The organism is Streptomyces sp. LZ34 (assembly GCF_053890475.1).
This window is the reverse complement of sequence record NZ_CM132680.1, coordinates 4,084,732-4,099,004: the sequence shown is the minus strand read 5'-3', so window position 1 is coordinate 4,099,004 and position 14,273 is coordinate 4,084,732. Positions and strand designations below refer to the sequence as shown.

Below are 14,273 nucleotides of genomic sequence, written 5' to 3'. Positions count from 1 at the left end.
CACGGCGCTCAGGGGCGCCGGCCGCGCATCCGGCGCAGGCCCACCGCGCACACCCCGCACAGGGCGCCCCACAGGGCGTTGACGGCGAAGAGCGGGACGATCGCGATCGGGTGGGCGAGGGGACCCTGCAGCCGTCCGGTCAGCACGGGCGTCGCCGGTTTTCCCAACGCGTCACTCAGACCGACGACGGCTTGTCGGACGCGTCCATACCCGCATCGTGGGGGACGGCCCGCGATGGGACATCGGCCCTCGGCCGACACCCGCGGTACCCCTCCGGTTGCGGCCCCGGCGCCGCGCGTACTCCCCGAGTTGCGGCATGGACCCGCTCCGTTCCACCGCGCGGAGGAACGACACGTACACGCGTCGGTCCTAGGGTGGGCGCATGGTCTCTCACGGCGCTCTGGCGCGTCTGCGGCCGCCACGCGGCCGGTGGGCGGACGTGGCGTTGGCCGGCGGGGTCTTCGTGCTGGCTGCCGTGGGCGGCATGAGGCCGCTCATCGGCGTGCGCGAGGAACCCTGGCCGGTCACCGTCTTCGGCTGGGCGATGATCGTCGCCGCCTGCGGGGCGCTCTGCTTCTGCCGCCGCAGTCCTGTGGCCGTCGCCCTCGGAGTGCTGGCCGCCACCGCTGCCTACTACCTCACCAGCGTCTACGACGGGCCGCTCCTGGTCGCGGTCGTGGTCGCGCTGTACGCGGTCGCGGCCGAGGGACAGTTGCGGGCGGCCGTTGCCATCGCCGCGCTGAGCGTCGTCGCCGTCGGCGTCGGGACGCTGGCGGGCAACGACGACGTCAACGGGGTCGCCCTCTTCATGCTCACCGGTTGGCTGGTCGCGGTGGTCGCGCTCGGCTGGGTGCGCCACAGCCGCCTGACCTACGTCCGCGAGGTGGAGCAGCGCGCGGCCGGCGAGGAGCGGCTGCGCATCGCCCGGGAGCTGCACGATGTCATCGGCCATCACATCTCCCTCATCAGCGTCCAGTCCGCGGCCGCCCTGCACCGCATCAAGAAGGACCCGGCACAGGCCGAGACGGCCCTTGCGGCGATCAAGAAGTCCAGCCGCGAGGCGCTGCGTGAGCTGCGGACGACCCTCGACCTGCTGCGGCAAGTCGACGAGGAGGCCCCCACGGCGCCGCCGCCGGGCCTGGCCCGGATCGGCGAACTCGTCGAGTCGGCGCGGTCGGCCGGGTTCGAGGTGCGCGCGCACACCAGCGGCGAGCCGGTGTCGCTGCCCACCGAAGTGGAGCTGGCCGCGTACCGCATCGTCCAGGAGGCGCTCACCAATGTGGTCCGTCACTCCCGGGCCACGGCCGTCACCGTCCACGTGGGCCACGCACCCCGCGAGGTCCGGATCGAGATCGCGGACAACGGGCGCGGCGCGGACCGGACCGCCCCTGGCAGCGGCATCAGCGGCATGCGCGAGCGCGCACGCGCGCTGGGCGGCGAACTGACCGCCGGCCCCAGGGAACCCGGGCCGGACGGTGGCTTCGCCGTACGGGCCCGGCTGCCGCACCTGAACGGGGCATCATGGCAACCATGATCAAGGTCTTGCTGGCGGACGACCAGCGGCTGGTGCGCGCCGGATTCCGCTCGATCCTGGAGGACGAGGACGACATCTCGGTGGTCGCCGAGGCGGGTGACGGCGACGAGGCCGTCTCGGCCTGCCGCGAGCTGCGCCCCGACGTGGCGCTGCTGGACATCCGGATGCCCGGGACCGACGGCCTGGAGGCGGCCCGCCGGATCACCGCCGACCCCCGCCTGGAGGGCGTCAAGGTCGTCATCCTGACCACCTTCGATCTGGACGACTATGTGTACGGCGCGCTGCGCGCCGGAGCCACCGGCTTTCTGGTCAAGGACACCGAACCGGAGGAGCTGATCCACGCCGTGCGGGTGGCGTACCGCGGCGACGCGCTGATCAGCCCCTCCGTCACCCGTCGGCTGATCGCGGAGTTCGCCGGGCGGGTCAGAGCCCCCGAGCCGGGCCCGAGGCTGCGCGCCCTCACCGACCGCGAGCGCGAGGTGATGGAGCTGGTGGCCGCCGGGCTGACGAACGGCGAGATAGCCGCGCGGCTGGTGCTCAGCCCGGCCACCGCCAAGACCCACGTCAGCCGCATCATGACCAAGCTGGACGTCCGGGACCGCTCCCAGCTGGTGGTGCTGGCCTACGAGTCCGGCATGGTCAGCCCCGGCTGGCTGGCCGGGTAGCGCGGCTCCTTACACGACCGGGGGAGTACCCGGGCCCGGCACCAGGCAACCGGTGGGGTACGGCAGGTGTCCGCCCCGGGCGGACGCCGCGGGGCGATCCGGGCCCGGATGCTGCGGGCCATGAGCGACACGAGTGACACCACCGCGACGACCGAGCCCCCCGCGGGCCGAACCCCCCACCCGGCAGGCGCCTTCGGGCGCCTCGCCGCCTGGTCCCAGACCCACCGCTGGGGCGCCCTGCTCCTGTGGGTCCTCGTGGTGGCGGCGATCACCGCCGGATCGCAGGCGGCCGGCAGCGCCTACCGCAACGACTTCGCCCTGCCCGGCACCGACTCGCAGACCGCCACCGACCTGCTGACCGAGCACGGCTCCCGGCAGGCGGGAGACAGCGTGCAGATCGTCTTCAAGGACGAGGACGGGGACGAGGACGGGCTGCGCGCGGAGCGCGGCGCCATCGAGAAGACGCTCGACCGGGTCCGCGGCCTGCCCGCCGTCACCGAGGTGCGCAGTCCGTACGCGGACGCCTCCGCGATCTCGCGGGACGGCACCGTCGGCTACGCGACCGTCACCCTCGACGGCAAGGCGGAGGAGGTGGCGAAGGGGGACATCGCCAGGATCATCGACACCGCCGAGGCCGCCGGGGGAGGCGGCTTCACGGTCGCGCTCGGCGGCGAGGCGGTGCGCGGTGCCGAGGAGGAAGCGGGCGGAGCCGCGGAGGGCGCGGGCATGCTCGCGGCGCTGGTCATCCTCATCCTGCTGTTCGGCTCGCTGGTGGCGGCCGCGCTGCCGCTGGTCACCGCGGTGTTCGCGGTGGGTGGCGCGATCGGTCTGATCGCCCTGGCCTCGCATGTGTTCACGGTCGCCGACTTCACCCCGCCCGTCATGATGCTCGTCGGGCTCGGGGTGGGCGTGGACTACGCGCTGCTGATCTTCTACCGCTACCGGCACGAACTCATCCGCGGTGCCGACCCGCACGCCGCCACCCGTATCGCGCTGGACGCCGCCGGTCGTACGGTCTTCTTCGCCGGCTGCACCGTCATCATCGCGCTGCTCGGCCTGGTCGCCCTGGGCCTGGGCGCCCTGCGGGGCGTGGCGCTCGCCGTCGCGCTGACCGTGCTGGTCACCATGGCGGCCTCCTTGATCCTGCTGCCCGCGCTGCTGGCGGTCCTCGGCGGGCGCGTCCGGCGCCAGGTGCTGCGGCGCGCCGAACGGGCCCGGTCCAAGGGGAAGGAGGAGGGCCGGCGCTGGCGGGCCCTGGCCCTCGCCGTGCAGCGGCGCCCGCTGCCCGCGCTGCTGGCCGCCGTTGTGGCGCTGCTCGCGCTGTCCGCCCCCGCGCTGGGCCTGCGCCTGGGCTTCGCCGACGCGGGCAACGACCCCACGACGTCCACCAGCCGCCGCGCCTACGACCTGCTCGCCGAGGGCTTCGGGCCCGGGTTCAACGGCCCGCTGGTCGTGGTGAGCGAGGGCGATGCGGCGGCCGCCCGGGCGCTGCGGACCGCGCTCGCGCGCACCGACGGCATCGCCGCCACCACGCCGCCGCTGCCCTCGGAAGACGGCGCCGTCTCCACGGTCCTCGCCTTCCCCACCACCTCTCCGCAGGACGAGGGCACCGCCGACCTCGTACACACGCTGCGCGACCGCGTCCTGCCGCGGCTCGGCGAGCGCACCGGCGCCGAATACCTGGTGGGCGGGCCCACCGCCGCCGCACAGGACTTCGCCGACTCCGTCGCGGACCGGATGCCGCTGTTCGTCGCCGTCGTCGTCGGCCTGTCCGCGCTGCTCCTGATGGTGGTCTTCCGGTCCGTACTGATCCCGCTGAAGGCCGCGCTGCTCAACCTGCTGTCCATCGCGGCCGCGCTGGGTGTGATCACGCTGGTCTTCCAGGAGGGCTGGTTCGGGGCCCAGCCCGGCCCGATCGAGGCGTTCATCCCCGTGATGATCTTCGCGATCGTCTTCGGCCTCTCCATGGACTACGAGGTGTTCCTGGTCTCCCGCATCCACGAGGAGTGGGAGCGGACCAAGGACCACTCCCACGCGGTCCGCGAGGGGCTGGCGGCCACCGGCAAGGTGATCACGGCGGCCGCCGCCATCATGATCGTGGTGTTCGCCGCCTTCGTGCTCAGCCCGAGCCGCATGCTCCAGCAGTTCGGCCTGGGACTCGCGGCGGCTGTCCTGCTGGACGCGGTGGTGATCCGCTGCCTGATCGTGCCGGCCGTCATGCGGCTGCTCGGCAGGCACGCCTGGTGGCTGCCCGCCCCCCTCGCCCGTCGGCTGCCGAAGGTGGCGCTGGAGCGGCCGGCCGACGGCTGAGACGGGCGCCAGCCGGGACCGGCCGGACGCGTCCGGAGGGCCCGACCGCGTGCCGCCGCTCCCCCCAGGAAGCGGCGGCACGCGGAACTCAAGGGCGCTCGCCGGGCGGGCGGCCGCCCGTCAGGGCTCCCGCACCGGCAGCCGCGCGTCGTCCCTCAGGAACAGCGGGATCCGGTCCAGCGGGGCGGGCACGGTCACCGTCGTGCCGCCCTCCCAGCTCTCGCCCGTCCAGGCGTCCGTCCAGCGCGCCCCCGCCGGGAGGTAGGCCGCACGCTCGGTCGCGCCCGCCTCCAGGACCGGGGCGACCAGCAGGTCGGGACCCAGCAGAAAGGCGTCCGCGACGCCCCAGGCCGCCTCGTCGCCGGGGAACTCGAGGAAGAGCGGGCGCATGGGCGGCAGCCCCTCCTCATGGGCGGCGCGCATCTGCGCCAGCACATACGGCTTGAGCCGCTCGCGCAGCCGCAGATACGCGCCGAGGACGCCCTCGGCTTCCTCGCCGTACGACCACACCTCGTTCGGGCCGCCGGTCATGCCAGGCCCCAGCGGCAGCCCCGGGTCGCGGAAGCCGTGCAGCCGCATGATCGGCGACAGCGCGCCGAACTGGAACCAGCGGATCAGCACCTCGCGGTACGCCGGGTCGTCCGGGTCGCCGCCGTGGAAGCCGCCGATGTCGGTGTTCCACCACGGGATGCCGGAGAGGGCGACGTTCAGACCGGCGGCGATCTGCCGGCGCAGCGTCGCGAAGTCCGTGCCGATGTCGCCGGACCACAGGGCGGCCCCGTGGCGCTGGCTGCCCGCCCACGCCGAGCGGTTGAGGGTCACCACCTCCTCCTCGCCCGCCGCGCGCATGCCCTCGTGGATCGCGCGGGCGTTCTCGCGCGGGTAGAGGTTGCCGACCTCCAGGCCCGGCCCCGCGTGGTAGCGCAGATTCGCCGGGAAGCCGGGCTTGAGCTCCGGTTCGCAGGCGTCCAGCCAGAAGGCGCGGATCCCGTACGGCTCCAGGTAGTTCTCCCGCACCCGCGACCACATGAACTCCCGGGCCCGCGGATGAGTCGCGTCGTAGAAGGCGACGTGGATCCGCTCGCCCTCGCGCACATCGGGCCAGTCGGCGTGCGCCGTGGGCCCGTACTCGGTGCCGACCAGGAAGCCCCGCTGCTCCATCGTGGAGTGGTTCTCGCTCAGCGGGGAGACCGAAGGCCACACCGAGACCACCAGCTTGATGCCCAGCTCGTCCAGCTCCCGCGTCATCGCCGCCGGGTCGGGCCAGGCCGCCGGGTCGAACTTCCAGTCGCCCAGGTGCGTCCAGTGGAAGAAGTCGCAGATGATCGCGTCGATCGGCAGCCCGCGCCGCTTGTGCTCGCGGGCCACGGTCAGCAGCTCCTCCTGGGTGCGGTAGCGCAGCTTGCACTGCCAGAAGCCGGCCGCCCACTCCGGCAGCATCGGCGCGCGGCCGGTCACCGCGGAGTAGCGGCGCTGCGCGGCGGCCGGGTCCCCGGCCGTGATCCAGTAGTCGATCTGGCGTGCGCTGTCGGCGACCCAGCGGGTGCCGGTCGCGGCCAGCTCGACCCGCCCGATGGCCGGGTTGTTCCACAGCAGGGTGTAGCCGCGGCTGGAGGTGAGGACCGGGATCGACACCTCGGAGTTGCGCTGCACCAGGTCGATCACGGCGCCCTTCTGGTCCAGCAGACCGTGCTGGTGCTGGCCGAGGCCGTACAGCCGCTCGCCCTCGTACGCCTTGAAGCGCTGCTCGATGCGGTGGTAGCCGTTGCCCGTGGCGGTGCGCAGCCGCGGCCCCGGCCACCAGAAGTGCGCGCGCTGCTCGGCGAGCAGCTCCCGGCCGCCCTCGGTGGTCTCGAACCGGATCATGCCGTCCGCGGCGATCCGGGCGGTGATCGCGCCGCAGGTCAGCGACGCCTCCCCGGTCTCGATCGCCACGCTGGCGGCCGCCTTCGGCGGGCCGTCGAGGAGCGCGCCGGGCAGGTCTTCCAGCAGCGGCCCGCCGAGCCGGGCGCGGACCCGGATCGCGTCGGGCCCCCACGGCTCCAGACGTACGGTCTCCTGCCGCCCGGTCCACTCCAGCGCGCCGTCGCGCTCGCTGAAGGTGCCGACGGTGATGGAGGACTGGGCGAGCGACGCTGATTCGGTGACCGGTGGGGACTGGTTCACGATGACGCTCCTCGGGGTGCGGCGGTGAACGTACGGGCGGGGAGAGCTTTACGGGCGTATCGCTTCGGGGACGTACGGCTCGAGGGCGCTTCGAGGGCGGGACTTCAGCGGGACTGCCGGGGGGGGCTTCGGCAGGACTTCGGGCGGCGGCTTCGGGCGGGGGCTTCGGGCGGCGGCTTCGGCGAGAGGGAGGGCGCGGTGGCGCGCGGCAGACGGCCGTTACGGGCCGGGGCCGGGGCCGGGTCAGGGCGCGGCGGTCGGCGCCGGGCCCGAGCTCGCCCGTACGGTCAACTCGGGCGCCAGCAGGGCCACCTCGTCCGAGCCGCGCCCCTCCAGCTTGGCCACCACCAGCTCCACCGCGCGCCGCCCCATCTCGTGCGCGGGGATCGCGACCGAGGTCAGCCGCACCGAGGCCTGGGTGGCCACCTGGTCGGGGCAGACCGCCACCACCGAGACGTCCTCGGGGACCGCGCGGCCCTGCTGGCGCAGCAGGCTCAGCAGCGGGTCGATGGCGGCCTCGTTCTGCACCACGAAGCCGGTGGTGCCGGGGCGCTCGTCGAAGATCCGGGCCAGCGCCCCGGCCATGGACTCATAGCTGCCCTCGCACGGGCGGTGCAGCAGCCGCAGCCCCAGCTCGCGGGCGCGGCCGCGCAACCCCTCCAGGGTCCGTACGGCGAAGCCGGTGTGGCGCTCGTACACCGCCGCCGCCTCGCCGACCACGGCGATCTCGCGGTGGCCGAGCCCGGCAAGATGCTCGGCGCACAGTGCGCCGGTCGCCGTGAAGTCGAGGTCGACGCAGGTCAGTCCGACGGTGTCGGCGGGCAGCCCGATCAGTACGGTGGGCTGGCGGGCGTCCCGCAGCAGCGGCAGCCGCTCGTCCTCCAGCTCCACATCCATCAGGATCATGGCGTCGGCGAGCCCGCTGCCGGTGACCCGGCGCATGGCCGCCGGGCCCTCCTCGCCGGTCAGCAGCAGCACGTCATAGCCGTGGGTGCGGGCGGTGGTGGCCACCGCGATGGCGACCTCCATCATCACGGGCACATACATATCGGTCCGCAGCGGCACCATCAGCGCGATGATGTTGGAGCGGCTGCTGGCGAGGGCGCGGGCGCCGGCGTTCGGGTGGTAGCCGAGCTCCTTGATGCTCTGTTCGACCCGCTCGCGGGTGGGCGCCGAGATCGAGCGCTTGCCGCTGAGGACGTAACTCACCGTGCTGGCGGAGACGCCGGCGTGCCGGGCGACCTCGGCGAGGGTGACCATGCGGGGGGACTCCGTCCGACGGGGGCCGCAGTGAAGCGCTTCGACTGGGATATCGTGTGCTTCCTGGCTGGCTGCGCGGATCGACAGTAAACCTGTCCGGGTTCGCTGTCCAGATAATCGAAGCGCTTCAACTGGCCTTTTTCCACCGCCTGGGGCCACCCACTTTGCCGCCCCGCCGGACCGGAGGCACACTGGCACCGTACGTGCCGGTAATGTCACGAGATCGCCAATTTCGCGGCAAGGGAGCACCCATGACCGCATCATCCGTCAGGCCGGTGTCCGAGCGCGAAGCGCGCCGGGTCGCCGAGGCAGCCCGCGAGCAGGTATGGCACAAGCCGAGCTTCGCCAAGGAACTGTTCCTCGGCCGCTTCCGGCTCGATCTGATCCACCCCCACCCCGCCCCCGCCCCGGACGACGTACGGCGCGGTGAGAAGTTCCTCGACAAGCTGCGCGAGTTCTGCGAGACCCGCATCGACGCCGCCCGCATCGAGCGCGAGGCCAAGATCCCCGACGAGACGGTCGAGGGCCTCAAGGAGCTCGGCGCGCTCGGCATGAAGATCGACCCCAAGTACGGCGGAGCCGGCCTCACCCAGGTCTACTACAACAAGGCCCTGGCCCTCGTCAGCTCGGTGAGCCCGGCCATCGGCGCGCTGCTCTCCGCCCACCAGTCGATCGGCGTGCCGCAGCCGCTCAAGCTGTTCGGCACCCAGGAGCAGAAGGACACCTTCCTGCCCCGCTGCGCCCGCACCGACATCTCGGCCTTTCTGCTCACCGAGCCGGACGTGGGCTCCGACCCGGCCCGGCTCGCCACCACCGCCGTACCCGAAGGGGACGACTACATCCTCGACGGAGTGAAGCTGTGGACGACCAACGGCGTGGTCGCCGACCTCCTCGTGGTCATGGCCCGCGTCCCCGCGTCCGAGGGCCACAAGGGCGGCATCACCGCCTTCATCGTCGAGACGGCCTCCGAGGGCGTCACCGTCGAGAACCGCAACGCCTTCATGGGCCTGCGCGGCCTGGAGAACGGAGTGACCCGCCTCCACCGGGTCCGGGTCCCCGCCGCCCACCGCATCGGCCCGGAGGGCGCCGGGCTCAAGATCGCCCTCACCACCCTCAACACCGGCCGGCTCTCGCTGCCCGCGATGTGCGCGGGCTCCGGCAAGTGGTGCCTGAAGATCGCACGCGAGTGGTCCGCGGCCCGCGAGCAGTGGGGCAAGTCGATCGCCCGGCACGAGGCCATCGGCGCCAAGCTCTCCTTCATCGCGGCGACCACCTTCGCCCTGGAGGCCGTGATCGACCTGGCCTCCCAGATGGCCGACGAGGACCGCAACGACATCCGCATCGAGGCCGCGCTGGCCAAGCTGTACGGCAGCGAGATGGCCTGGCTGATGGCCGACGAGCTGGTCCAGATCCGCGGCGGCCGCGGCTTCGAGACCGCCGCCTCGCTCGCAGCCCGCGGCGAGCGGGCCGTCCCGGCCGAGCAGATGCTCCGCGACCTGCGCATCAACCGCATCTTCGAGGGCTCGACGGAGATCATGCACCTGCTGATCGCCCGCGAGGCCGTGGACGCCCATCTGTCCGTGGCGGGCGACCTCATCGACCCGGACAAGTCGCTGGCCGACAAGGGCAAGGCGGCCGCCAAGGCCGGCGGTTTCTACGCCCGCTGGCTGCCGGGCCTGGTCACCGGCCCCGGCCAACTCCCCCGCGCGTACGCCGAATTCAACCCGCCGCGCCACCGGGACCTCTCCCCGCATCTGCGCTACGTCGAGCGCTCGGCGCGCAAGCTCGCCCGGACCACGTTCTACGCCATGTCCCGCTGGCAGGGCCGGATGGAGACCAAGCAGGGCTTCCTCGGCCGCATCGTGGACATCGGCGCGGAGCTGTTCGCCATGAGCGCGGCCTGCGTACGGGCCGAGATGCTGCGCACCACGGGCGACCACGGCGTCGAGGCGTACCAGCTGGCCGACGTCTTCTGCCGACAGGCGCGGATCCGCGCCGAGGAGCTCTTCGCCAGGCTGTGGACCAACACCGACGAGCTCGACCGCAAGGTCGTCTCGGGCGTCCTGGCGGGCTCGTACACCTGGCTGGAGGAGGGCGTGATCGACCCCAGCGGCGACGGCCCCTGGATCGCCGACGCCACGCCCGGCCCGGCCACGAAGGAAAACGTCCACAGGCCCATCAGGCCCTGCGCCTGAGCGCCCTTCTGCGCCTGAACCGGCGCCGCTCTCGCGGAGGTGGCTGGGCGCCGCGGGGGTTCCTCAATTGATGGTTGCGGTGAACTCGGGGCGGGGTTGAGCCCCGAGTTCACCGTGCCGCTGCCGGACCCGGTCACCCGAGCGGTGTGCGAAGGGCAACAATGGGGCAATGACGGATTCCCTCGCTGACCCGCACCTCCGCTTTCCGGCGGCTACCGCCGCCACCGGAGGCCCGCGCGACATCGTGATCCTGGGCTCCACCGGATCGATCGGCACCCAGGCCATCGACGTGGTGCTGCGCAACCCCGACCGTTTCCGGGTGACCGGACTGTCCGCCGCCGGCGGACGGGCCGGGCTGCTCGCCGAGCAGGCTCACCGGCTCGGGGTGCGGGTGGTCGCGGTGGCCCGGCCGGAGGCCGTGCCCGAGGTCCGCGAGGCGCTGGCCGCGCGGTACGGGGCGGGGGAGCCGCTGCCGGAGATCGTCGCGGGCCCGGACGCGGCCACCGAGCTGGCCCGCTCCGAGTGCGACACCGTGCTCAACGGCATCACCGGCTCCATCGGCCTGGCGCCCACCCTCGCCGCGCTCGAGGCGGGCCGGGTGCTCGCGCTGGCCAACAAGGAGTCGCTGATCGTCGGCGGGCCGCTGGTCAAGGCCCTGGCCAAGCCCGGGCAGATCGTGCCGGTGGACTCCGAGCACTCCGCCCTCTTCCAGGCGCTGCTCGGCGGCTCCCGGCAGGAGGTCCGCAGGCTGGTGGTCACCGCGTCCGGCGGGCCGTTCCGGGGGCGGACGAAGCAGGAGCTGACCGAGGTCACGCCCGAGCAGGCGCTGGCCCACCCCACCTGGGACATGGGCCCGGTGATCACGATCAACTCCGCGACCTTGGTCAACAAGGGGCTGGAAGTCATCGAGGCGCATCTGCTCTACGACATTCCCTTCGACCGGATTGAGGTTGTGGTCCACCCGCAGTCGTATATCCACTCGATGGTCGAATTCATTGACGGCTCCACCCTGGCGCAGGCGAGTCCGCCCGATATGCGGATGCCGATCGCGCTCGGTCTCGGCTGGCCGGACCGGGTGCCGGACGCCGCGCCGGGCTGCGACTGGACCAAGGCGCACACCTGGGAGTTCTTCCCGCTGGACGACGAGGCCTTCCCCTCGATCGGCCTCTCCCGCCACGTCGGCGCGCTCGGCGGCACCGTGCCCGCTGTCTTCAACGCGGCGAACGAGGAGTGTGTGGACGCCTTCCTGGACCGGAAGCTGCCGTTCAACGGAATCGTCGATACGGTCGCCCATGTGGTGGCCGAACACGGCACCCCCACCGCGGGAACCCGGCTCACGGTCGAGGACGTCCTCCAGGCCGAGGCCTGGGCCCGTGCCCGCGCCCGTGAACTGGCCGCCCGCGCGGCGAACGCGACTCCGGAGGCTCGCGCATGACGACACTGATGATGACGGTCCTCGGCATAGTCGTATTCGTCGTCGGACTGCTCTTCTCGATCGCCTGGCACGAGCTCGGCCATCTCTCCACGGCCAAGCTCTTCGGTATCCGGGTGCCGCAGTACATGGTCGGCTTCGGCCCGACGATCTTCTCCCGGAAGAAGGGGGACACGGAGTACGGCGTCAAGGCGGTCCCGTTCGGCGGCTATATCCGCATGATCGGGATGTTCCCGCCGGGGGACGACGGGAAAATAGCGGCCCGCTCCACCTCGCCGTGGCGCGGCATGATCGAGGACGCCCGGTCGGCTGCCTACGAGGAGCTGCAGCCCGGCGACGAGACCCGGATGTTCTACACGCGCAAGCCGTGGAAGCGCGTGATCGTGATGTTCGCCGGGCCGTTCATGAATCTGGTGCTCGCCGTGGCGATCTTCCTCGGCGTGATGATGTCCTTCGGTCTCAACACCCAGACCACCACCGTGGGCACCGTGCAGAAGTGCGTGGTCGCGGCCTCGGCCTCGACCGACAAGTGCCCCAAGGGCGCCAAGGACTCCCCGGCCAACGCGGCGGGGCTGCGGCCCCGCGACAAGATCGTCGCCTTCAACGGCGAGCCGACCTCGGACTGGAGCAGCCTCCAGCAGCACATCCGCAACACCACCGGCCCCGCGACGATCACCGTTGAGCGCGACGGGGCCCGCAAGGATCTGCACGCGGTGCTCATCGAGAACCAGGTCGCCAAGTCGGACGGGCGGGGCGGCTATGTGGAGGGGAAGTACGTCACCGCGGGCTTCCTCGGCTTCACTCCGGCGAGTGGTGTGGTCAAGCAGTCCTTCGGCCAGTCGGTGGACCGGATGGGCAATATGGTCCAGGACGGCATCGACTCGCTGGTCGCCCTCCCCTCGAAGGTCCCCGACCTGTGGAACGCGGCCTTCGGCGACGGCGAGCGCAAGGCTGACTCCCCGATGGGCGTCGTCGGCGCGGCGCGAGTCGGCGGAGAGGTCGCCAACCTCGACATCCCGGCCTCGCAGCGGGTCGCCACCATGCTCTTCCTGGTGGCCGGCTTCAACCTCTCGCTCTTCCTGTTCAACATGCTGCCGCTGCTGCCGCTGGACGGCGGGCATATCGCGGGCGCGGTGTGGGAGGGCGTGCGGCGCCACACGGCCCGGCTGGTCCGCCGCCCCGACCCGGGGCCGTTCGATGTGGCCAAGATGATGCCGGTCGCCTATGTGATCGCCGGGGTGTTCATCTGCTTCACCCTGCTGGTGCTGGTGGCTGACGTGGTGAATCCGGTGAAAATCTCCTGATGATGGGAAATGCCCCGAAGTGCACCTTTGGGTGCATTTCGGAATCGCAGCGTGCCCGGCCCTCGTACGGTGCCGTAACCTCGGACACCGGAGCCCGCCGATCTCGGGACCTTCATTCATGACCTTGGGGTTGCTCGCCAGATGACAGCGATTTCGCTTGGAATGCCTTCCGTTCCGATCAAGCTCGCCGACCGCAGGGTCAGCCGGAAGATCCAGGTCGGGTCGGTGGCGGTGGGCGGGGACGCGCCGGTGTCGGTGCAGTCGATGACGACGACGGTGACGGCGGATGTGGGTGCGACGCTGCAGCAGATCGCGGAGCTGACGGCGTCGGGGTGTCAGATCGTGCGGGTGGCGTGTCCGTCGCAGGATGATGCGGACGCGTTGCCGGTGATCGCGAGGAAGTCGCAGATTCCGGTGATCGCGGATATTCATTTCCAGCCGAAGTATGTGTTCGCGGCGATTGATGCCGGGTGTGCTGCGGTGCGGGTGAATCCGGGGAATATCCGGCAGTTCGACGACAAGGTGAAGGAGATCGCGAAGGCCGCGTCGGATGCGGGGACCCCGATCCGGATCGGGGTGAACGCGGGGTCGTTGGACAAGCGGCTGCTGGCGAAGTACGGGAAGGCGACGCCGGAGGCGTTGGTGGAGTCGGCGTTGTGGGAGTGCTCGCTGTTCGAGGAGCACGGGTTCCGGGATATCAAGATCTCGGTGAAGCACAACGATCCGGTGGTGATGATCAATGCTTATCAGCAGCTGGCGGAGCGGTGTGACTATCCGCTGCACCTGGGGGTGACGGAGGCGGGGCCGGCGTTCCAGGGGACGATCAAGTCGGCGGTGGCGTTCGGTGCGCTGTTGAGTGAGGGGATCGGGGACACGATCCGGGTGTCGTTGTCGGCGCCTCCGGTGGAGGAGGTGAAGGTCGGTATCCAGATTCTGGAGTCGTTGAATCTGCGGCAGCGGCGGTTGGAGATCGTGTCGTGTCCGTCGTGTGGTCGGGCGCAGGTGGATGTGTACAAGTTGGCGGATGAGGTCACGGCGGGTCTGGAGGGTATGGAGGTCCCGTTGCGGGTCGCGGTGATGGGGTGTGTGGTCAATGGTCCTGGTGAGGCGCGTGAGGCGGATCTGGGGGTGGCCTCGGGGAATGGGAAGGGGCAGATCTTTGTGAAGGGTGAGGTGATCAAGACCGTGCCCGAGTCGAAGATCGTGGAGACCCTGATCGACGAGGCCATGAAGATCGCCGAGCAGATGGAGAAGGACGGCGTCGCCTCCGGGGAGCCCGAGGTCTCCGTCGCCGGCTGACGCCTACCGCGCTGCCCATCCCCACCGCGGCCCCACCGCTCGTCCCCACCGCCCGCGCCCGACCGGACCACGGCCCGGTCGGTGAACGCGGGCGGTGGCTGAGGCGAC

Annotated in this window: 10 protein-coding genes; 7 read left to right on the top strand and 3 right to left on the bottom strand. The window is 71.8% G+C overall.

Annotated features, from left to right (window positions below; genetic code table 11):
• Positions 1 to 8 precede the first annotated feature (8 nt).
• A complete protein-coding gene (locus tag ACWY4P_RS15855; protein ID WP_456211200.1) occupies positions 9 to 167 on the bottom strand; it encodes a hypothetical protein in 159 nt (52 codons plus the stop codon).
• Positions 168 to 382: 215 nt separating this feature from the next.
• On the opposite strand from ACWY4P_RS15855, the gene ACWY4P_RS15850 reads away from it, so the two are divergent.
• The 3 genes from ACWY4P_RS15850 (at position 383) to ACWY4P_RS15840 (ending at position 4,509) form a co-directional block, all read left to right on the top strand.
• A complete protein-coding gene (locus ACWY4P_RS15850) occupies positions 383 to 1,534 on the top strand; it encodes a sensor histidine kinase (RefSeq protein WP_456211199.1) in 1,152 nt (383 codons plus the stop codon).
• Entirely contained in the window at positions 1,531 to 2,199 is a 669-nt protein-coding gene (locus tag ACWY4P_RS15845; protein WP_456211198.1) for a response regulator, read from the top strand. Before ACWY4P_RS15850 ends, ACWY4P_RS15845 begins: the two co-directional genes overlap by 4 nt.
• A gap of 120 nt (positions 2,200 to 2,319) precedes the next feature.
• A complete protein-coding gene (locus ACWY4P_RS15840) occupies positions 2,320 to 4,509 on the top strand; it encodes an MMPL family transporter (RefSeq protein WP_456211197.1) in 2,190 nt (729 codons plus the stop codon).
• Between the two features lie 120 nt (positions 4,510 to 4,629).
• Here the strand turns inward: ACWY4P_RS15840 and ACWY4P_RS15835 are convergent, their stop codons facing one another.
• Positions 4,630 to 6,675, bottom strand: a complete 2,046-nt coding sequence (locus tag ACWY4P_RS15835; protein WP_456211196.1) for a glycoside hydrolase family 31 protein — start codon at positions 6,673 to 6,675, stop codon at positions 4,630 to 4,632.
• A gap of 243 nt (positions 6,676 to 6,918) precedes the next feature.
• Positions 6,919 to 7,935 (bottom strand): LacI family DNA-binding transcriptional regulator, encoded by a 1,017-nt coding sequence (locus ACWY4P_RS15830; protein ID WP_456211195.1) that lies wholly within the window; start codon positions 7,933 to 7,935, stop codon positions 6,919 to 6,921.
• Between the two features lie 251 nt (positions 7,936 to 8,186).
• On the opposite strand from ACWY4P_RS15830, the gene ACWY4P_RS15825 reads away from it, so the two are divergent.
• The 4 genes from ACWY4P_RS15825 to ispG all read left to right on the top strand — a co-directional run bounded on the left by ACWY4P_RS15825 (position 8,187) and on the right by ispG (position 14,165).
• Positions 8,187 to 10,130 carry an acyl-CoA dehydrogenase family protein gene (locus ACWY4P_RS15825; RefSeq protein WP_456211194.1) on the top strand — a complete coding sequence of 648 codons (1,944 nt, stop codon included), beginning with the start codon at positions 8,187 to 8,189 and terminating at the stop codon, positions 10,128 to 10,130.
• A gap of 169 nt (positions 10,131 to 10,299) precedes the next feature.
• On the top strand, positions 10,300 to 11,565 hold the full coding sequence (gene dxr, locus ACWY4P_RS15820) for a 1-deoxy-D-xylulose-5-phosphate reductoisomerase (protein WP_456211193.1): 1,266 nt from the start codon (positions 10,300 to 10,302) through the stop codon (positions 11,563 to 11,565).
• Positions 11,562 to 12,866 carry a M50 family metallopeptidase gene (locus ACWY4P_RS15815; RefSeq protein WP_456211192.1) on the top strand — a complete coding sequence of 435 codons (1,305 nt, stop codon included), beginning with the start codon at positions 11,562 to 11,564 and terminating at the stop codon, positions 12,864 to 12,866. Before dxr ends, ACWY4P_RS15815 begins: the two co-directional genes overlap by 4 nt.
• 141 nt (positions 12,867 to 13,007) lie before the next feature.
• A complete protein-coding gene (gene ispG / locus ACWY4P_RS15810) occupies positions 13,008 to 14,165 on the top strand; it encodes a flavodoxin-dependent (E)-4-hydroxy-3-methylbut-2-enyl-diphosphate synthase (RefSeq protein WP_456211191.1) in 1,158 nt (385 codons plus the stop codon).
• Positions 14,166 to 14,273: the final 108 nt, after the last annotated feature.